Annotated in this window: 17 protein-coding genes; 9 read left to right on the top strand and 8 right to left on the bottom strand. The window is 68.9% G+C overall.

From position 1 onward, the window contains the following. Positions 1-3: 3 nt before the first annotated feature. Positions 4-921: a hypothetical protein gene (locus ACWPV3_RS03415; RefSeq protein WP_453976844.1), complete on the bottom strand. Its 918-nt coding sequence runs from the start codon at positions 919-921 to the stop codon at positions 4-6. Between the two features lie 453 nt (positions 922-1,374). Here ACWPV3_RS03415 and ACWPV3_RS03410 point away from each other — a divergent pair, with 453 nt between their 5' ends. Together ACWPV3_RS03410 and ACWPV3_RS03405 are read left to right on the top strand one after the other, a co-directional pair. Then, positions 1,375-6,225: an NAD-glutamate dehydrogenase gene (locus ACWPV3_RS03410; RefSeq protein WP_453976842.1), complete on the top strand. Its 4,851-nt coding sequence runs from the start codon at positions 1,375-1,377 to the stop codon at positions 6,223-6,225. A gap of 117 nt (positions 6,226-6,342) precedes the next feature. Further along, positions 6,343-6,810 carry a universal stress protein gene (locus ACWPV3_RS03405; protein WP_292086459.1) on the top strand — a complete coding sequence of 156 codons (468 nt, stop codon included), beginning with the start codon at positions 6,343-6,345 and terminating at the stop codon, positions 6,808-6,810. 3 nt (positions 6,811-6,813) lie between these two features. Here the strand turns inward: ACWPV3_RS03405 and ACWPV3_RS03400 are convergent, their stop codons facing one another. Both ACWPV3_RS03400 and timA read right to left on the bottom strand, forming a co-directional pair. Next, positions 6,814-7,983 (bottom strand): MltA domain-containing protein, encoded by a 1,170-nt coding sequence (locus ACWPV3_RS03400; RefSeq protein ID WP_453976840.1) that lies wholly within the window; start codon positions 7,981-7,983, stop codon positions 6,814-6,816. Continuing rightward, the gene (gene timA / locus ACWPV3_RS03395; protein ID WP_453978495.1) at positions 7,983-8,606 is read right to left on the bottom strand and encodes a TIM44-related membrane protein TimA; all 624 of its coding nucleotides are present in this window, start codon (positions 8,604-8,606) and stop codon (positions 7,983-7,985) included. The genes ACWPV3_RS03400 and timA overlap by 1 nt, the downstream gene beginning before the upstream one ends. Positions 8,607-8,800: 194 nt before the next feature. Between timA and secB the strand changes: the two genes are divergently transcribed. Continuing rightward, positions 8,801-9,313 (top strand): protein-export chaperone SecB, encoded by a 513-nt coding sequence (gene secB, locus ACWPV3_RS03390; RefSeq protein WP_292086457.1) that lies wholly within the window; start codon positions 8,801-8,803, stop codon positions 9,311-9,313. A gap of 55 nt (positions 9,314-9,368) precedes the next feature. Here secB and dnaQ read toward each other — a convergent pair whose 3' ends face one another. Genes dnaQ through ACWPV3_RS03365 form a run of 5 tightly spaced genes read right to left on the bottom strand, consistent with a single transcriptional unit; the run spans position 9,369 to position 13,072 of the window. Next, entirely contained in the window at positions 9,369-10,103 is a 735-nt protein-coding gene (dnaQ, locus tag ACWPV3_RS03385) for a DNA polymerase III subunit epsilon (RefSeq protein ID WP_453976839.1), read from the bottom strand. Between the two features lie 50 nt (positions 10,104-10,153). Continuing rightward, positions 10,154-10,786, bottom strand: coding sequence for a dephospho-CoA kinase (coaE, locus tag ACWPV3_RS03380; protein WP_453976838.1), 633 nt, complete (start codon positions 10,784-10,786; stop codon positions 10,154-10,156). Next, entirely contained in the window at positions 10,783-11,616 is an 834-nt protein-coding gene (locus tag ACWPV3_RS03375) for a shikimate dehydrogenase family protein (RefSeq protein ID WP_453976837.1), read from the bottom strand. The genes coaE and ACWPV3_RS03375 overlap by 4 nt, the downstream gene beginning before the upstream one ends. Beyond that, positions 11,613-12,215 carry a Maf family protein gene (locus ACWPV3_RS03370; protein ID WP_453976836.1) on the bottom strand — a complete coding sequence of 201 codons (603 nt, stop codon included), beginning with the start codon at positions 12,213-12,215 and terminating at the stop codon, positions 11,613-11,615. The genes ACWPV3_RS03375 and ACWPV3_RS03370 overlap by 4 nt, the downstream gene beginning before the upstream one ends. Then, positions 12,212-13,072: a pyruvate, water dikinase regulatory protein gene (locus ACWPV3_RS03365; protein WP_292086450.1), complete on the bottom strand. Its 861-nt coding sequence runs from the start codon at positions 13,070-13,072 to the stop codon at positions 12,212-12,214. The genes ACWPV3_RS03370 and ACWPV3_RS03365 overlap by 4 nt, the downstream gene beginning before the upstream one ends. Positions 13,073-13,531: 459 nt before the next feature. On the opposite strand from ACWPV3_RS03365, the gene hemE reads away from it, so the two are divergent. From hemE to mnmE, 6 genes are all read left to right on the top strand, one after another. Further along, a complete protein-coding gene (gene hemE, locus ACWPV3_RS03360) occupies positions 13,532-14,602 on the top strand; it encodes a uroporphyrinogen decarboxylase (RefSeq protein ID WP_453976835.1) in 1,071 nt (356 codons plus the stop codon). Continuing rightward, positions 14,599-15,699 carry a ferrochelatase gene (hemH, locus tag ACWPV3_RS03355; RefSeq protein ID WP_453976834.1) on the top strand — a complete coding sequence of 367 codons (1,101 nt, stop codon included), beginning with the start codon at positions 14,599-14,601 and terminating at the stop codon, positions 15,697-15,699. Before hemE ends, hemH begins: the two co-directional genes overlap by 4 nt. Beyond that, positions 15,696-16,163 (top strand): CopD family protein, encoded by a 468-nt coding sequence (locus ACWPV3_RS03350; protein ID WP_453976833.1) that lies wholly within the window; start codon positions 15,696-15,698, stop codon positions 16,161-16,163. The genes hemH and ACWPV3_RS03350 overlap by 4 nt, the downstream gene beginning before the upstream one ends. Positions 16,164-16,384: 221 nt before the next feature. Beyond that, entirely contained in the window at positions 16,385-17,812 is a 1,428-nt protein-coding gene (gene rho / locus ACWPV3_RS03345; RefSeq protein ID WP_453976832.1) for a transcription termination factor Rho, read from the top strand. A 52-nt stretch (positions 17,813-17,864) separates the two neighbouring features. After that, complete coding sequence (locus ACWPV3_RS03340; protein ID WP_292086445.1) at positions 17,865-18,089, top strand: DUF6489 family protein; 225 nt, start codon at positions 17,865-17,867, stop codon at positions 18,087-18,089. 46 nt (positions 18,090-18,135) lie between these two features. Further along, positions 18,136-19,443, top strand: coding sequence for a tRNA uridine-5-carboxymethylaminomethyl(34) synthesis GTPase MnmE (gene mnmE, locus ACWPV3_RS03335; protein WP_453976831.1), 1,308 nt, complete (start codon positions 18,136-18,138; stop codon positions 19,441-19,443). Positions 19,444-19,491 lie beyond the last annotated feature (48 nt).

Below are 19,491 nucleotides of genomic sequence, written 5' to 3'. Positions count from 1 at the left end.
GCCTCAGAAGAAGGTCGTGTCCTCCTCGCGTCGGGGCAGGGGCGCCGGGCGCGGCGTTCGGCCCGCCGGCGGGCGGCTGCGGGGAGGCTCTGCCGTCGGTGTTCGAGGCTGCACGGCCGGCGAGGGAGACGACACAGGCGCCGGCGCACCGGTCGCAGGGGCCGGCCTGGCGGGCGGCGGCAGTTCCGGATAGGCCAGGGACGGGCGTCCGGGAGCGGCGGCGGCGGCCGGGTCCTCGGCCTTGGGCGCAGGACGGACGTCAGGCTTGGGCGCCTGGGCCGATCCCAGATCGTCTTCGATCCTTTTCCACGACCCGCTGTCGGAGCAGCCGCAGGCCGTCAGCCTCCCGTTTCGGTCCCGCCACAGGATCAGCGGATAGCGGATCAAGACCCCGGCCGCCCGCAGCTGGCCGGTCAGGTCCGCGTCGAACCGCCGCCCCGCCTCGACCATGGCGGCGCGGGACAGATCGTGGTCGGCGCCCGGCAAACCCGCCGCCGTCCAGCTGCGCGACGGCGTCTCGGCCCAGCGGCGATACAGGGTCCAGTCACGGCTCAACCACAGTTCGGCGATCGTGGCCCGTTCGGTCGCCGTAGAGCGGGGCGCCCCGTCCTGATCCGGGCGGGCGAACAGGATCAACCGGGTCTCGACGCCGGCGGCGCGCAGACGCGGGGCTTCCTCGCGCATGAAGGTCTCCACCGCCGCGCTGTCGCGCCAGCCGACGACATAGACCGGCCGCTCTCCGGCCCCGTCCGACACCCAGGACGCCTCGTCCAGAAGGCCCTGAACGGTTTCGTCGGCCTCCCGGTCCAGGGTCACGGGCTGGAACCGGACATGCAGCGCCCAATAGGCGCCGAAACCGGCCCCCGCCAGGACCACGCCGATCAGGGCCGACAACACGGACCAGAAGAAAAAGCGACGCAACCCAGGGCTCTCCGGCTTCATGGCCCCACGCGGATCGACGCGCGCGCCGCCCCTCTTGTCCCCCGAAGCGGCGGTCATTTCCAGCCTGGTTTCGGCGCCTGTGCGCCTGCGGCGTCTTGTCCTGCACAAAGGCGAAGACGGGGGCCTTGAACCGCGACGCCTCCTTCCCATCTTGGGTCGGACGGCACGGGTTTCTCCCCTCCAACCCGTGACGACAGCGAGGCCGACGCCCCTCCCCTCCCCAACGTCGGTCCGCGCAGGCCGCCGGACCCCCAGTCCGGCGGCTTTTCTCTTTGTGGCGCCGCACAATAATTCCAAGGTGATCGATGTTCATGACAATGATCGATCCGCAAGGGCTTCCCGAGCGACCGGACCTGGCCTAGTCAGCAGATGTGGCGCTGCGTCGCGCCGCATCCCTTGCGGCCCTGCCGCGTCGCCCGAGACTGCTTGTCCATGACCGCCCTCGATCCGAGCCCCGTTCCGGTTCAGCCGATCACCAAGGCCGCGTTGGAGGCGGCCTTCGCCAAGATCGTGGGCACGGGTCCGGGCGCGGCGGAACAGGCCTTCCTGGCTCAGGCGCACGAGGACTACGCCGCCGACGAGACGCCCGAACTGGGCGGCGAGGATCTGGCCGCCCTGCTGGCCGCCTCGTGGGACGCCGCCAAGGCCTATCCGGCCGGCGCCGCGCCCCTGATCACCGTGGGCGCCCTGACGGGTGCGAACGGCCAGGCGCTGGACTACGACCTGATCCGCATCGTCCAGGCGGACGCCCCCTTCCTGGTCGACAGCGTCATGGGCGTGCTGGCCGAAGCCGGCGTTTCGGTCCGCGCCCTGTTCCACCCTCTGGTCGAGATGAACGGTCGCCGCCTGTCGGTCATCATGCTGGTGATCGACCCCGTGCCCCAGGAGCGCCGCGACGTCCTGGGCGAGGGGCTGGCCCAGACCCTGGCCGACGTTCACGCCGCCGTCGCCGATCACGACGCCATGACCGGCCTGATGCGCCAGGCCGTCAAACGTCTGGAAGAAACGCCGCCGCCGGTCGATCCCGCCGTCCTGGCCGAGAACATCGCCTTCCTGAAGTGGCTGAAGAGCGATCATTTCGTCTTCCTGGGCGCGCGCGACTACGACTATCCCCGCGCCGCCGACGGCGATTATGAGGCCGAGGCCGCCCTCAGCCAGTCCGTCGCGGGCCTGGGAATCCTGGCCGATCCGGAGCGCACGATCCTGCGCCGCGCGTCCGAACCGGCCGTCCTGACCCGGCAGATGCGCCGCCAGCTGGACCTGTCCGAGCCGGTGACGGTGGCCAAGGCCAATTCCCGCTCGCGCGTCCATCGCCGCGCCTACATGGATTACGTCGGGGTCAAACGCTACGGCGCCGACGGCAAGGCGACGGGCGAGACCCGCTTCGTCGGCCTGTTCACCTCCGAAGCCTACGACAAGGCGGCCAACGAGGTTCCGCTGATCCGGCGCAAGGTCGCCAACGCCCTGGCCCGCGCCGACAAGGCCCCCGGCAGCCACAACGAAAAGCGGCTGAAGAACATCCTGGAGAACTATCCCCGCGACGAGCTGTTCCAGATCAGCGAGGACGAACTGTTGTCCATCGCCCTGGGCATTCTTCACCTTTACGACCGGCCGCGCATTCGCCTGTTCTCGCGTCAGGACCCGTTCGACCGCTTCGTTTCGGTCCTGTGCTTCATCCCGCGCGAACGGTTCGACGCGGCGGTGCGCGAACGCATCGGCCAGATCGTGGCCCGCGCGTGGGGCGGCCGCATCTCGGCCTGGTATCCGCAACTGTCCGACGCCCCGCTGGTCCGCGTCCACTACATCATCGGCGTGGAGCCGGGGAACCATCCGACCCCCGATCCCGTCCAGCTGGAACATGACGTGGCCGAGGCCGGTCGCGGCTGGGTCGACCGGTTCGAATCCGCCCTGCGTCGCGCCGATATCGACGATGTCGAGGTGGGGCCGCTCAGCGCCCGCTGGGCCCGGGCCTTCGGCGCCGCCTATCGCGACCGCTATGACGCGGACGAGGCCGCCATCGACCTGCGCGAGATGGACCGGCTGAACGCCGACGGCCGCGTCGGATCGGGCGAGCCGGTGGCCGTGCGCGCCTTCCGCCGCGACGACGACAGCCCGCTGCAGTTCCGCTTCAAGATGTATCGGCGCGGCCCGGCCGTCCCCCTGTCGGACGTCCTGCCGATCATGGCCGACATGGGACTGAAAACGCTGGAGGAATACGGCTATCCGATCCGTCCGGCGGGTGGGGACGAGATTCACGTCCACGAGTTCCTGATGGAGGATCCGCGCGGCGGCGACCTGGTCTTCGCCGACGTCAAGGCGCCGTTCGAGCGCGCCTTCGCCGCCGTCTGGAACGGCTTGACCGAAAGCGACGGCTTCAACCGCCTGGTCATCGAACTGGGCGTGGAATGGCGCGAGGCCGCCCTGATCCGCACCCTGGCCCGTTATCGCCAGCAGACCGGCCTCGATCCGTCCCAGGCGGTGCAGGAAGAGGCTCTGCGCGAATATCCCGACGTGTCGCGCGCCCTGTTGTCGCTGTTCAAGGCCAAGTTTGACGAGACCGGCGGCGCTGTCGAGGCCCGTCAGGTCCAGGTCGCCGAGCTGGACGCCAAGATCGTGGCCCTGCTTCAGGACGTGAAGAGCCTGGATCACGACCGGGCGCTGCGCCGGATCGCGGCCCTGATCGGGGCGATCAAGCGCACCAACTATTTCCAGCTCGATGCGGACGGCCAGCCCAAGCCGCACATCTCGATCAAGATCGCCTCGCGCGAGCTGGAAGACCTGCCCCTGCCCAAACCCTACCGCGAAATCTTCGTCTGGGCGCCGCATGTCGAGGGCGTGCACCTGCGCTTCGGCCCCGTGGCGCGCGGGGGCCTGCGCTGGTCCGACCGCCGCGACGACTTCCGCACCGAGGTCCTGGGTCTGGTGAAGGCCCAGCAGGTCAAGAACGCCGTCATCGTGCCGGTCGGTTCCAAGGGCGGCTTCTATCCCAAGCAACTGCCCCGCACGACGGACCGCGAGGCGGTGCAGGCCGAGGCGATCCGCGCCTATCGCACCTTCCTGTCCGGCCTTCTGGACATCACCGACAACATCGCCGCCGACGGTTCGGTGGTGCGCCCGGCCCATGTCGTGGCCTGGGAAGGGGACGATCCCTATCTGGTCGTCGCCGCCGACAAGGGCACGGCGACCTTCTCGGACATCGCCAACGGCGTCTCGGCCTCCTACGGCTTCTGGCTGGGCGACGCCTTCGCCTCCGGCGGCTCGGTCGGCTACGATCACAAGGGGATGGGCATCACCGCGCGCGGCGCCTGGGAGGCGGTCAAGCGCCACTTCCGCGAGATCGGCAAGGACATCCAGACCCAGCCCTTCACCATGGTCGGGGTCGGCGACATGTCCGGCGACGTCTTCGGCAACGGCGCCCTGTTGTCCAAGGCCACGCGTCTGGTCGCCGCCTTCGACCACCGCGACATCTTCATCGACCCGAACCCGGACCACGAAACCAGCTGGGTCGAGCGCAAACGCCTGTTCGACCTGCAGCGCTCGTCCTGGCAGGACTATGACAGGAGCCTGATCTCGGACGGCGGCGGCGTCTTCTCGCGTGCGGCCAAGTCGATCCAGTTGACGCCGCAGATCAAGGCCGTGCTGGACATCGCCGAGGACGAACTGGACCCGGTCAGCCTGATCCGCGCCATCCTGAAGGCGCCGGTCGAACTGCTCTATCTCGGCGGCATCGGCACCTATGTGAAGTCACCGGCCGAGACGGACGCCCAGGTCGGCGACAAGGGCACCGACGCCCTGCGCATCAACGGCGACGAACTGCGGGTCAAGGTGGTGGGCGAGGGCGCCAATCTGGGCTTCACCCAGGCGGGCCGCATCGCGTTCGCCCAGAACGGCGGACGCATCAACACCGACGCCATCGACAACTCCGCCGGGGTGGACACCTCCGACCACGAGGTCAACATCAAGATCCTGGTGGGTTCGGCCATAACCAACGGCGTCCTGCCGATGGAGGAGCGGGCGCCGCTTCTGGCCTCCATGACCGACGAGGTCGGCCACAAGGTCCTGGCCCACAACTACGATCAGACCCTGGCCCTGAGCCTGCAGCAGGCCGAGGGCGTCGGCGCCCTGGACGCTCAGGAGCGGTTCATGCAGACCCTGTCGGCGCGGGGCAAGCTGGACCGCAAGGTCGAGGGCCTGCCCAGCAGCCTGCGCATCAAGGAGATGATGGCGGCCGGCCTCCCGCTGGCCCGGCCTGAATTGGCCGTGCTGATGGCCTATGGCAAGCTGGAGCTGTCGGACGACATCGTCGCTTCTGCGGCGCCGGAAGACCCCTTCTTCGAGCACATCCTGACGGGCTATTTCCCCGACGCCCTGGCCCGGTTCGAGCCGGAGATGAAGAGCCACCGGCTGCGGCGCGAGATCATCGCCACCGTCCTGTCGAACGAGGTGGTCAATATGTGCGGCCCGACCTTCCCCGACCGCCTGCGCGGCTCGGCGGAATGCGACACCACCGCCCTGATCATCGCCTTCGAGGCCGCCCGGAGGGCCTTCCGTCTGGACGAGGCCTGGGACGCCGTCTCGGCCCTGGACCTGAAGATCTCGGCCGAGGCCCAGATCGCCCTCTATCAGGAAATCGCCGTCGTCCTGCGTCGCCAGACCTTCTGGCTGGCCCGTCGCGCCAAACAGGGCATGACGGTCCAGGCCCTTATCGACCAGTATCGCCCCGTCGCCGACGCCCTGCAGACCGAGGGACCGGACGTGCTGTCGCGCTTCGAGCAGAGCCGGCTGGAGGATCGCGTGCGCCGCTTCGCCGACATGGGCGCGCCCGAGGATCTGGCGCGCTCCATCTCCATCATGCGGCCCCTGGTCGCCGTCGCGGACATCGGCGACCTGGCCCAGGAAGCGGGCTGGCCGGTCGCGGCCATGGCGCGCCTCTATCACCAGGTCGGGGCCGCCTTCGACTTCGACCGCCTGCGCGCCGCCGCCGGCTCCATCCCCTCGGCGGATCATTTCGACCGCCTGGCCGTGCGCCGTCTGATCGAGGATCTGATGAACGAGCAGGCGACCCTGACCCGGGCCGTGGCCAAGGCGTCGGATCCGTCCGTCGGCGTCAGCGAGGACGCGGCTGAAGCCGCCGTCGACGCCTGGATCGGCTCCAAACAGGCGGTGGTGGAGGGCGTCCGCGCCTCGGTGGACGAGATCGAACAGTCCGGCTCGGGCTGGACCTTCGCCAAGCTGACCATCGCCAACGCCACCATCCGCGACCTGGCGACGGCGGCCCTCTGATCAGCCGCTTCCGTCGCCTTGTCTGGCCGCGCAGTCGGACAAGGCGACGGGACCGCTTGACGAAGCCGGCGTCGCGCGGCCTTTTCATCGTCTCATAGGCGGGCAGGGGAGGCCGTCATGCCCAGAAAATTCTTGGTCGTCGTCGACGACAGTCCCGAGTTCGAGGCCGCGCTGCGCTTCGCCTGTCGGCGCGCCCGATCGACCGGCGGCCATGTCGTCCTGCTGCGCGTCCTGCCCTCCAACAGCGACGCCCACTGGTCCGGCGCCCGCGAGGAGATCGAACGTCAGCAGCGCGAGGAGGCGGAAACCCTGTTGAACCGCCTGGGCGAAGAGGTGCTGGAACGCGCCGGCGCCCCTCCCGTCTTCCTGATCGAGCAGGGCGACGTCCAGGGCGCGATCAAGAAGGTCGTCTCGGCCGATCCCGACATCAAGATTCTGGTCCTGGCCGCCAGCGCCGGCTCGCGCGGACCCGGCCCGCTGGTCTCGGCCATCATCAAACAGGGCGCCCAGGTCGGCGGACGCAAGCTGCCCGTCACCATCGTGCCGGGCGAACTGACCGAGGACGAGATCGAGGACTTGGCCTAGGCCTTAGCCCTTGGGAACCAGTTTCCACATGCGCAGGGGATGGCGCACCGTGCCCGCCTCGGCGCCGGCCCGGTCGCCGCGTCCCATATAGAGATCGGCCCGCACCGGCCCGCGAATGGCCGAACCGGTGTCCAGCGCCATGGCCAGACCGCGATAGCTGGCCGTCGCCCCGCGCAGGTCGCCGCCGTCCGCTTCCAGCCAGACCAGTTCGCCATAGCGACAACGCGACGGATCGACCGCCACGGCGCGCCGCTCGGTCAGGGGCAGGCCCGCCGCCCCGGGCGGATGGCCGTTGTCGTCCGGGTCCAGCCGGAAGAAGATGTAGCGAGGGTTCAACGCCATCACCGCCTGGGCCTCGGGGCCCCTGTGCGACGCCAGCCAGCCCCGGATCGCATCGCCCGAGGTGCCGTTCTCCGGCAGCAGGCCCTGGCGCGCCATAGGTCGGGCGATGCCGACGAAGGTCTTGCCGTTGTCGGCGGCGTAGGCGGCCCGGCCACGCGTTCCATCCTCGAACGTCAGATAGCCCGAGCCCTGGATCTGCATGAAAAACAGGTCCTCGGCCCGCATCCAGGCCAAGGCCTGATCGGGCCGGGCGCGCGCCTCGATGGCCGCCCGGTCGCCGGCGCTGCGCGGGTCGGCGGGCCTGGGCAGGACGGGCGCCGAGAATTCGGCGTCGGGCCTGCGTCGAGCGGGATACTCGGGTGCGAAATAGGCGGTCAACAGACCCGGTCGACCATCGGCCGTCGCCACCGGCTCGGCGCTGAAACTGGCTTCGAAGAAGGCGCGGGCGTCGGACGGGGTGACGGTCGTGGTCGCCGCCAGGGCCTTGGCTCGGCCGCAGACCGCGCGGGCGACCGCCTCTCGCGCCACGCCGCATCCGTCCACATAGGCGCGGAAGGCCGCCAGATGATCCTCGTCGTTCCAGCCGGGCAGGACCGCCGGACTGACCGCATCCCCCGGTCGGATCGGCCCCGATTCCGGCAGGGGCGAGGGCGGCGGCGTATTGGGAACCGGCCCGCCGGTCTGTCCGGTTGCGGACGGGGCCGTCGGGGTCATCGGCCCGGTCGAACAGGCGGACAAGGTCAGGGCCGTCAGAGTCAGGACCGTCAGGGTCGAGGCTATCGGGGCTGCGGCCCGCCCTGGCCGCTGCGCGCCCCCGGCCCGGGCGGACATCAGGCGTTGGCCGGTTCGACGCGCGCCAGGACCCAGTTCGGGTCCGCCGCGCCCAGGGCGCGTTCGAAGGTCCAGTGTTCGGCCGTGCGGCGCTCTTCGATCACGGGTTCGCCCTCGCCCGACGTCTTGGCGATCTGGCTGCGCAATTCGGCCAGGAAGCGGATCTTTGCCACCGCCTTGTCGCCCTCGGCCGTCGCCGCTTCCAGGTCGGCGCGGGGCGGGAACAGAAACTCGGCCGTCTCGGTCTCGCCACGCGCCTCGCGCGCCGCGATGCCGGCTTCGAACGAGGCCATGACGGCCGGGGTCAGCAACGGCTTCAGCGCGGCGCGGTCGCCGGCGGCGTAGCCGCGCACGATGATCTCATAGGCCTGACGCGCGCCCTCGACGAAACGGGCGGGATCGAAGGCGGGGTCGCGCGCCTTCAGGCCGGCGACGGCGGCCTGGGTCGCGGCGTCCACGGCCGGCTGGACCTTGGCGGATTCCGCCGCGGTCGGGGCGGGCATGGGAGTCTTGGCGTCTTCCTGCGGCTGACGCCCCACCTTCTTGCCCAGCACATTGTAAAGCTGGAACAAGACGAAGGCCGCGATCACGGCGAAGACGACGATCTGGAACTGGACCGGCATATTCAAGACGACATTCCTGTAGCGGCGACGGGCGCGCGCGGGCGCGTCCCTGGAGGATTAGGGGCTCATATAGGGCGAAGCAAGGCGCGGCGCGCCCCCTGAAAGCGACCGACGTTGCGGCGAAGCGTCCCGGCATGGTAGTCGCGGCCCCTCATTCCCGGCCGGACCGGCCCCTGATCCGAAGACTGCCTTTCATGACCGACGCTGCACCGCCCGCCGAAACCCCGAACGGCGACCCATCGCAACAGGGCCAACCCGCCGGCCCCGGCTTCCGCATCCTGGCCCAATATGTCCGGGATTTCTCGTTCGAGAATCCGCGCGCGCCGGAATCCCTGCGCATCGACGGCAAGCCCGCCATCGACCTGGGCGTGGAAATGGCCGCCCAGGGGCGTCCCGACGGCCTGTTCGAACTGGACCTGAAGCTGTCGATCAAGGCCACGCACGAGAACCAGCCGGTGTTCCACGTCGAACTGGTCTATGGCGGCCTGTTCCAGCTGGCCAATGTCCAGGAGCAGGACATCGAGCCGATGCTGCTGATCGAATGCCCCCGCTACCTCTTCCCCTTCGCCCGCGAGATCATCTCGGGCGCGACGGCGGACGGCGGCTTCTATCCCCCGTTCCAGCTGGACCCGATCGACTTCGCGGCCATCTACATCGCCCGTCAGCAGCAGATCGCCCAGCAGCCGGTCGAGACCGGCCAGGCCTGATCCGGCGGTTCATAAATCCGACGAAACGAGGCGGCCCTTCGCGGGGCCGCCTTTTTCACGCGGGTTCGGTCGCGGACGTCTCCAGGAACGTCACCCCGTGCGCCTGCCACAGCGACTGGTCCTTCAGCACCGAGGCCAGGAAGGCGACGTGGGCGGCGTGTTCCGCCTCGGTCGAACGGGGCGCCAGCGGACGCGGGCGGGCGCCATAGGCCGCGATCTCGATCAGGCCGCCGGGACCGCGCCCGCCCACGCCCGACGACAGGTCCAGCACACGCTCCTTGCCGCCCCGCAGCTCCAGATAGACCTCGGCCAGCAGCCGGGCGTCGATCAGGGCGCCGTGCAGGGTCCGCTCGACCAGCGACACCTTGTAACGTTTGCACAGGGCGTCCAGCGAGTTGGGCATGCCCGGAAACCGCGTCTGGGCCAGTTTCAGCGTGTCGATCCAGCGCGGCTCGCCCGTGATCGGCCTGCCGCAGCGGTTCAGCTCGAAATCGATGAAGTTGCGGTCGAAGGCGGCGTTGTGGGCGATCATCTGGGCGTCGCCGACGAATTCCATCAGATCGTCGACGATCTCGTGGAATTTCGGCGCGTCCTTCACCTTGTCGTCGGTGATGCCGTGCACCTTGATGGCGTCGGCGGGGATGGAGCGTTCCGGATTCACGAACCGGTGGAAGGTCCGTCCGGTGGGCAGCAGGTCCAACAGTTCGATGCAGCCGACCTCGATCAGCCGGTCGCCCGTCCGGGGGTCGAAGCCGGTGGTTTCTGTATCCAGAACGATCTCGCGCGCCATGGCCTCTTAATGGCGATGTTCGCGGCCGTGGAAAAGGGCCCCGCCCCCATTCAATCGGGGACGGATCGCCGTCTTCGGCGAGGCGGCGACCAATCCGGGTCCAGCACCGTCGCCACGATGGTCTCGACCTGGGTGCGGGCCGCCTCAAGCCCCCGGCCGGCGTCGACGACGAAGTCGGCCCGCGCGCGCTTTTCGGCGTCGGGCAGCTGGCGCGCCAGGATGGCCTCGAACCGTTCGCGCGTCATGCCGGGGCGGGCCAGGACCCGCTCGGCCTGAACCGCTGCATCGGCCGTGACAACCACGATGGCGTCCACCGCCCTGTCGCCGCCCGTTTCGAACAGCAGGGGGATGTCCAGCACCGCCAGGCGCACCCCGGCCCGCCGCGCCGCCGCCAGATCGGCCAGCCGCCCCTCGGCGACCAGCGGATGGACGATGGTCTCCAGTCGACGAAAGGCGTCGTCGTCACGGCCCAGCGCCTCGGCCAACCTTTTGCGGTCCACCGCCCCGTCTGCGACCACGCCCGGAAAGGCCCGGCCCACCGGTTCGACCGCCGCCCCGCCGGGGGCGTAAAGCCGATGCACGGCGTCGTCGGCGTTCCAGATCACCGCGCCCAGATCGGCGAACATGGCCGTCGTCGTGGACTTGCCCATGCCGATGGAGCCGGTCAGTCCCAGGACGATCACGTCCTCGCCTCGCCCAGATGCGCCAGCAACAGGGTCCGCAGGTCCAGCGGCGGCGGCGGGCGACGGAACAGGGCCTCGAACGACGGCGCCGCCTGGCCGATCAGCATCGACAGGCCGTCCACGGTTTTCAGACCCCGCGCCCGCGCCGCTGTCAGGAAAGGCGTCCACAGCGGCTTGTAGGTCATGTCCATCACGACCGTGTCCGGCGCGATCCGGTCGAAATCCACATTTGGCTGGACGCTCAGCGCGTTGATCACCAGGGCCGCGCCCTCGAACGCCCCGTCCGCCGCCATAACCCGCACCGACGGCCCCAGATCGGCGGCCAGGGCCTCGGCCCGGTCAAGCGAACGGTTGACGATCCGCACCTCGGCGCCGGCTTCGACCAGAGCGCCCGCCCCGGCCCGCGCCGCCCCGCCGGCGCCCAGCATGACCACGGCGCGACCCTTGATCTTCAGGTCCGGCGCCCGGTCCTTCAGACCGCGCATCAGGCCGATCCCGTCGGAACTGTCGGCCTGAACCCTGCCGTCCTGAAAGGTCAGGATGTTGGCCGAGGCCGTCAGACGCGCCGCCGGGGTGGCCTCGTCGGCCAGGGCGAAGGCCTGTTCCTTGAACGGGGCGGTGACGTTCAGCCCCTGGATCAACCCCGCCCGTCCCGCCGCAACCAGGGCCTCGAATCCTGCCGCGTCCGCCGGCGCGAAGGGAACGTAGGCGCCGTCGATCCCGCCCGCCGCCAGCCAGGCGTTATGGATGATCGGGCTCAACGAATGGGCGACCGGCCGGCCGGCGATGCCCGCGACCTGGGCCGCGCCCGTGATTCTGTGCGCGCTCATGCCGCCAGCACTCCGGCGCGACGCAGTTCCGCCAGCACGGGCCACAGCGGCAGGCCCAGGACGGTGAAATAATCGCCCTCCACCGCCTCGAACAGCTGCGAACCCAGGCCTTCCAGCCGATAGGACCCGACACAGGCCAGCAAGGCCGGGCCCTCCGCGTCCAGATAGGCGTCCAGAAAAGCGTCGGAGAAGTCGCGCATCCGCATCCGCACCGTATCGACGCCGGACCAGACCACCTGACCCTTGATCGCCAGGGCGGCGCCGGAATGCAGATGGTGCGTCCGGCCGCGCATGGCCTTCAGACGGTCGCGCGCCGCCTCCAAGGTCGGCGCCTTGGACACCAGGCCGCCGTCGAAGGACAGGGTCTGGTCCGAGCCCAGAACCCAGGCCGCCTCGTCTTCGCGCGACACCGCCAGGGCCTTGGCCTCCGCCAGGCGCACGGCCAGGGCGGCCGCATCCAGGTCGCGCGAGGCGGCCTTGACCGCGTCTTCGTCCACGCCCGCCACGCGCACCTCAAACGGCACGCCTGCGTTTTCCAGCATGGCGCGGCGCGCGGCGCTCTTTGACGCCAGGATCAGGGTTTCGTGCGTATCGCTCACCAGGTCGTCCCAATCTTCTGGTTTCTGTGCTCGCTGAGCAGATTGGTGATGGCCGCCGCCGTTTCCTCCACCGAACGGCGGGTCACGTCGATGGTCGGCCAGCCGCGCCGCTCGAACGCCCGCCGCGCCTTGATCGTCTCTTCGCGCACGGCGTCCTGATCGGTGTAGTTCGACGCCTGGCTGGCATTCAGATTGTCGATCCGGTTGCGGCGGATCTGGATCAGCCGGTCGGGCGAGACCGTCAGGCCGATGACCAGCGGATTCTTCAGCTGGGTCAGGCGCTCTCCGTCCTCCTGTCCCGGCACCAGGGGCACATTGGCGGCCCGGATGCCCCGGTGCGCCAGATAGATGCAGGTGGGGGTCTTGGAGGTGCGGCTGACCCCGCACAGAACGACGTCGGCGCCTTCCAACTGCTCCAGCGTGCCCTGGCCGTCATCATAGGCCATGGCGAAGTCCAGGGCCGCGATCCGGTTGAAATAGTCGTGGTCCAGGGCGTGCTGGGCCCCGACGCGCGACGACAGAGCCGCCCCCAGATAACGCGACATGGCCCCGACCAGCGGGTCCAGCGCCCCGATCTGCGGCATGTCCAGCCGACGACACCCCTCTTCCAACTGTTCGCGCAGGTCGCGGTCGACCAGGGTGTGCAGCACCACGCCAGGCGCCGAGGCCACCTCTTCCAGCACCCGCTCCATCTGTTTCGACGACCGGACCAGGGCGTAGATGTGCTCGATCGGAATGACGCCGTCGAACCGGGCGGTCACCGCCTTGGCCATGGCGTTCAACGTCTCGCCGGTGGAATCGGACACCAGGTGCACATGGAAATAGGTCGCCAGGCGAAGCGGTCGGGCAGGGCTCATTCGAACAGTCCGGACGGGTCCGGTCCCTGTGGAAAGGGTGGGGGCGATCCGGCGATGCCGGGGCGCCGTTCTCCATAGCGGCTGATCCGGCGGGGGGCGAGCGGGGATGACGGTGGGCGACGCGCGCTGCGAACGCCCCGTTCATCCCAAGGCGGACAGCCGGTTTCGCCTCGGCTGTGGAAAATCCTAACGAGAGGTTAACGCCGCTTAACCGCGTTCACAGCCCCGTGCCGCGCAAAGCCCGACACATTAAGGCTTCGTTAAGGATTATCCACCGACGGACCAGCCCGCCTGACCATCCCCGTTAACGATCCGGTCGCCGGGGATATCCGCTTTTGTTCCGGGGGCGAGCCTTGAGTCTTCCCCGGCTTTCCACGGCCCTACCTGCCTCTACGAATCTTTTAATTCTTATTTTGATTAGGGATTGAGAGCGGGGGGCTGTGACCTTAATCGTCCGGCATGACCGATCTTGACGCGATCCAGACCTCAACGGCCCATCCGGTCCCCCGGATGATCCGGGCCTTGGCCGGGGAGACCCTGGATCGGCCGCCCGTCTGGTTCATGCGTCAGGCGGGTCGTTACCTGCCGGAGTATCGTCGTCTCCGCGCCGAGGCGCCGGATTTCATCGCCTTCTGCCTGAATCCCGAGATGGCCGCCGAGGCGACGCTGCAACCCATGCGCCGGTTCGGTTTCGACGCCGCCATCGTCTTCGCCGACATCCTTCTGATCCCGCGCGCCCTGGGTCAGGATGTCTGGTTCGAGACGGGCGAGGGACCGCGTCTGGGCGAAATGCCGATTCCGGGGCGCATGGCCGAGCTGGCCCCCGCGGCGGGAGACCATCTGTCGGCGGTCGGCGAGACCCTGTCCCTGGTCCGCGCGGCCCTGGAGCCCGAGCGGACCCTGATCGGCTTCGCCGGCGCCCCCTGGACGGTCGCCACCTATATGCTGGACGGCGAACACCGCACCATCGGCAAGGGCGAGCGCGCCCAGGCCCGCACCTACGCCTATGCCGACCCCAAACGGGTGGACGAGACGCTGGAGGTTCTGGTCGAGGCCACGGCCCGTTATCTGAAGATGCAGGCCGACGCCGGCGCCCAGGTGTTGAAGATCTTCGAGAGCTGGGCCGAGGGTCTACCCGACGACCTGTTCGAACGGTTGGTCCTGAAGCCACACCAGGCGCTGGTGCGGCGCACGCGGGAGCTGGGTGTCGATGTGCCCCTGATCGGCTTTCCACGCGGCTCTGCGGCGCTGGCGGAACGGTATGCCGAGGACGTCGAGGTCGACGCCGTCGCGCTCGACACGGCCTGCCCGCTGGCGGTCGGCAAACGGGTTCAGCAGATCAAGCCGATCCAGGGCGCGCTGGACCCCTTGCTTCTGCGCGCCGGGGGCGAACTTCTGGATCGCCGCGTCGATCAGCTGATGGAGGCCTGGGGCCAGGGGCCCTGGGTCTTCAACCTTGGTCACGGCATCCTGCCCGACGTGCCCATCGACCACGTCGAGCGGGTGCTGAAACGGATCGGCGCTCAATGAGCGGCGCCGGGTCGGAGGCGCCGGTCGAAGCGGGTTACGGACGGGGGCTGAAGGGTCGTCGGATCGCCGTGGTCCTGTTCAATCTGGGCGGACCGGACGATCAGGCCTCGGTCAAGCCGTTCCTGTTCAACCTGTTCAACGATCCGGCCATCATCGGCCTGCCTGATTTCGCCCGCACGCCGTTGGCGCGTCTGATATCCCGCCGGCGCGAGGCTTCGGCTCAGGCCAACTATCGCCGGATGGGCGGCGGTTCGCCCCTGTTGCCCGAGACGCGGCGCCAGGCCGAGGCGCTGGAGGCGCGGTTGAACGCCCGGCTGACGGACGACGAGGTGCGGGTCTTCATCGCCATGCGCTATTGGCGCCCGCTGACCGAGGAGACGGCCGCCGATGTCGCCGTCTTCGGCCCGGACGAGGTGGTGCTGCTGCCGCTCTATCCGCAGTATTCGACCACCACGACCCAATCGTCGCTGAAGCTGTGGAACGCCGTCTATGCGGGCTCTGGCGTCAGCCGCACCGTCTGCTGCTGGCCCACCGCGCCCGGCTGGATCGAGGTTCAGGCCGACGCCGTCTGCGACCGGCTGGACCAGGCGGGCGACCGGCCGGTGCGCGTCCTCTTCTCCGCCCACGGCATTCCGGAGCGTCTGGTGACGGCCAAGGGCGATCCGTACCAGGAGCAGGTGGAGACGACCGTCGCCGCCGTGGTCGCCGCCGTCCAGGCGCGTCGCGGTCCCATCGACCACGCCATCTGCTATCAGAGCCGCGTCGGCCCGATGAAATGGCTGGGTCCCGCGACGCCCGAGGCCGTGGAACAGGCCGGGGTCGACGGCAAGGGCGTGGTGGTCGTTCCCATCGCCTTCGTCTCCGAACATATCGAGACCCTGGTCGAACTGGATGTCGACTATGCCGAACTGGCCCTGGAAAAAGGGGCCAGTCCCTATTTTCGGGTCCCCACCGCCGGGGTCCAGACGCCCTTCATCGAGACCCTGGCCGACGCCGCCGTCGCCGCCCTGGGCCGCACCGGCGTCGCGCCCTTCGGACCTGGTTGCAAGGCCGACTGGAAGGCCTGTCCTCGCCGCAATGGAAAACACGCGACATGAACACCTACGATCTCGCGCGGGGCCTGCACATTCTGGCCGTCATCGCCTGGATGGCGGGCATGCTGTTCCTGCCGCGCCTGTTCGCCTACGACGCCGAGCAGAACGCCAAGCCCGAACCGCTGCGCAGCGAGATGCAGGGCCTGCTGCGCACATGGCAGACGCGTCTGCTGCGCATCATCATCAATCCGGCGATGGTCCTGACCTTCGTCTTCGGCCTGTGGCTGATCCATCTGGACGTCGCCGCGCGCGGCTGGGGCTTCCTGGCCGAGCCGTGGATGATCACCAAATTGATCGGCGTCTTCCTGCTCAGCGGCTGGCACGGCTTTCTGGCGGGTCAGCGCCGGAAGATCGCCGCCGGCAGGTCGAAATACTCCGGCAAGTTCTGGCGCATGACCAATGAGATTCCGTTCCTTCTGGCCATCGTCATGGTGCTGTCGGTGACGACGGAATGGACCTTCCGTTGATCGTCCTCCGCCGGGTCCGTTCCGGCGCCGCTTGACCTGTCCGGCCGCCTGTGGTTTCGCTGGCGGTGAACCGTCCGGCCCGGCTGGCGGTCCCTCTCTCTTCGCGACGCCCGCAGGCCTTGACCGGCGGGAGCCCGTCGCGCCCTCCCTTCCGGCCCCTGGGCCAGACATCCCGAGACCCGACGCCGCACCGTCCCGGTGCGCGCCCGCGAGCCTGCATCATGACCGACGTCCGCGACACTGACCCCGATTCCCCCGAGGTCGAAGCCTTCGAACCCGCCGAACATCACGGCTCCATCCACGCGCCGGGCGAGGCCGCCGGCGCCGATTCCGGCGTGGACACCACGGCCGAGGACGAGGAGGACGGCGAACCCATCGTCGCCAACGGCCGCATCACCCTGGCTGAACTGAACGAGAAGACGCCGGCCGACCTGGTCGCCTTCGCCGAACAGCTGGAGGTCGAGAACGCCTCGAACCTGCGTAAACAGGATCTGCTGTTCGCCATCCTGAAGGCCCTGTCGGACGAGGAAGTCGAGATCATCGCCGACGGCGTACTGGAAATCTTGCCCGACGGCTTCGGCTTCCTGCGCAGCCCGGACGCCAACTATCTTCCGGGTCCGGACGATATCTATGTCTCGCCCTCGCAGATCCGCCGTTTCGGCCTGCGCTCGGGCGATACGGTCCACGGCGCCGTGCGCGGCCCGCGCGAGGGCGAGCGCTACTTCGCTCTGCTGAAGGTCGACACGATCAATCTGGAAGACCCGGAACTGGTCAAGACCAAGGTCCTGTTCGACAACCTGACGCCCCTCTATCCCGAAGAGCGGCTGCACATGGAAATCCAGGACCCCACCCTGAAGGATCGTTCGGGCCGGGTCATCGACATCGTCGCGCCTCTGGGCAAGGGTCAGCGTTGTCTGATCGTCGCGCCGCCGCGCGTCGGCAAGACGGTGATGCTGCAGAACATCGCCAAGTCGATCGAGAAGAACCACCCTGAGGTCTTCCTGATTGTCCTCCTGATCGACGAACGCCCCGAAGAAGTCACCGACATGCAGCGCACGGTGAAGGGCGAGGTCGTGGCCTCGACCTTCGACGAGCCCGCCACCCGCCACGTCGCCGTTGCCGAAATGGTGATCGAAAAGGCCAAGCGTCTGGTCGAGCACAAGAAGGATGTGGTGATCCTGCTGGACTCCATCACCCGCCTGGGCCGCGCCTATAACGCCACTGTCCCGTCGTCGGGCAAGGTGCTGACCGGCGGCGTCGACGCCAACGCCCTGCAGCGGCCCAAGCGCTTCTTCGGCGCCGCGCGCAATGTGGAGCAGGGCGGCTCGCTGACCATCATCGCCACGGCCCTGATCGACACCGGCAGCCGCATGGACGAGGTGATCTTCGAAGAGTTCAAGGGCACCGGCAACTCGGAAATCGTGCTGGATCGCAAGGTCGCCGACAAGCGCATCTTCCCCGCCATCGACGTGCTGAAGTCCGGCACCCGCAAGGAGGACCTGATCACGCCCAAGGATCAGCTGGCCAAGACCTATGTCCTGCGCCGCATTCTGAACCCCATGGGTCCGCAGGACGCGATCGAGTTCCTGCTCGACAAACTGCGCCAGTCGAAGAACAACGCGGATTTCTTCCAGTCGATGAACACCTGAGACGGCATTCGCCGCCGGGCGTTCTGTTTCACGTGAAACGGAGCTGAGGCCGATGAAGATCAATGTCGAAGTCGATTGCACCCCGGCCGAGGCCCGCGCCTTTCTGGGCCTGCCCGACGTCGCCCCGCTGAACGAGGCGATGGTGGCCGAGATACAGAAGCGAATGCAGGCCAATGTCGCGGCGATGCAGCCCGAGGAGTTGATGAAGACCTGGACCAGCTTCGGCCTTCAGGCCCAGGATCAGTTCCGACGTCTGATGGAAGCCGCCGTCAAGTGAACCTCGCCGGTCCTCGCCGGTTTTGCGGGGAGGCGGGTCGCCCATCATGACCGACACCATCTTCGCCCTCGCCACCCCGCCCGGTCGGGGCGCCATCGCGGTCATCCGTCTGTCCGGTCCTGCCGTGGAGCCGACTCTGGCGGCCCTGGGCGCCACGCGATTGAAGCCGCGTCTGGCGGCCGTGCGCGATCTGACCCATGATGGCGCGGTCATCGATCAGGCCCTGGTCCTGCGGTTCATCGCGCCCAACAGCTATACGGGCGAAGACGCCGCCGAGCTTCATCTGCATGGCGGGCGGGCGGTGGTGGAGGCGGCCAGCCGCGCCTTGATCGCCCTGGGCGTCCGGCCCGCCGAACCCGGGGAGTTCACACGCCGCGCCTTCCAGAACGGACGGATGGATCTGGCCCAGGCCGAGGCGGTGGCCGACCTGATCGACGCCGAAACCACCGCCCAGGCCCGACAGGCCCTGGGGCAACTGGACGGCCGCCTCAGCGAAACCTACGCCGGCTTCCGTCGCGACCTGTTGCATGCCTTGGCCCTGGTCGAGGCCGAGATCGATTTTCCCGACGAGGAGGTGCCGGACAATCTGGCCCGCACCGCCGGGCCGGTGCTGGACCAGCTAGCCGAGGAGCTGGCCCAAGCGGTCGAGACGGGCCGCCGGGGCGAACGGGTCCGCGACGGCTATCGCATCGTCCTGATCGGAGAGACCAACGCCGGCAAGTCGTCTCTGTTCAACGCCCTGGTGGCGCGCGAGGCGGCCATCGTCACCCCCATCGCCGGCACGACGCGCGACGTGCTGGACGCCGCCCTGACCATAGGCGGCTATGCCGTGACCTTGTCGGATACGGCGGGTCTCCGCGACAGCGACGACCCGGTGGAGGCCGAGGGGGTGCGCCGCGCCAGGCTTCGCGCGGAGCAGGCCGACCTGCGCCTGTGGGTTCGGGCCCCGGGCGATCCCGACGGCGTCGCCGCCGATTACGCCCGGCCCGGCGACCTGGTGGTGTGCAACAAGGCGGATCTGGGCGCAGTCGCGGTCGACGGCGGCTTCGAAAGCCTGTCGGTCAGCAGTCGCACGGGCGAGGGTCTGGCGCCGCTGCATGACTGGATCGCGGCCAGACTGGCGCGCGATCTATCGGGCGCGGACTTTCCCGCCGTCACGCGCGAGCGTCACCGCCTGCGCCTGACCGAAGCTCTGAGGGCTGTGCAGGCGGCGCGGTCAGCGCTGGACCTCGCCCCGGAAATGGCGGGCGAAGACCTGCGCCGCGCGGCCGAAGCGCTGTCGCGCGTCACAGGCGCGATCGGCGTCGAGGATATTCTCGGCCAGGTCTTTTCGACCTTCTGCATCGGCAAGTAGGGTCGCCGTTTCACGTGAAACACCAAAGTGAGACCGGCGTTTCGCCGC

This window comes from Brevundimonas sp. Marseille-Q4549 (assembly GCF_976940555.1).
Note: the sequence above shows the minus strand (reverse complement) of the source record. Positions and strands in the feature narration are given on the sequence as shown.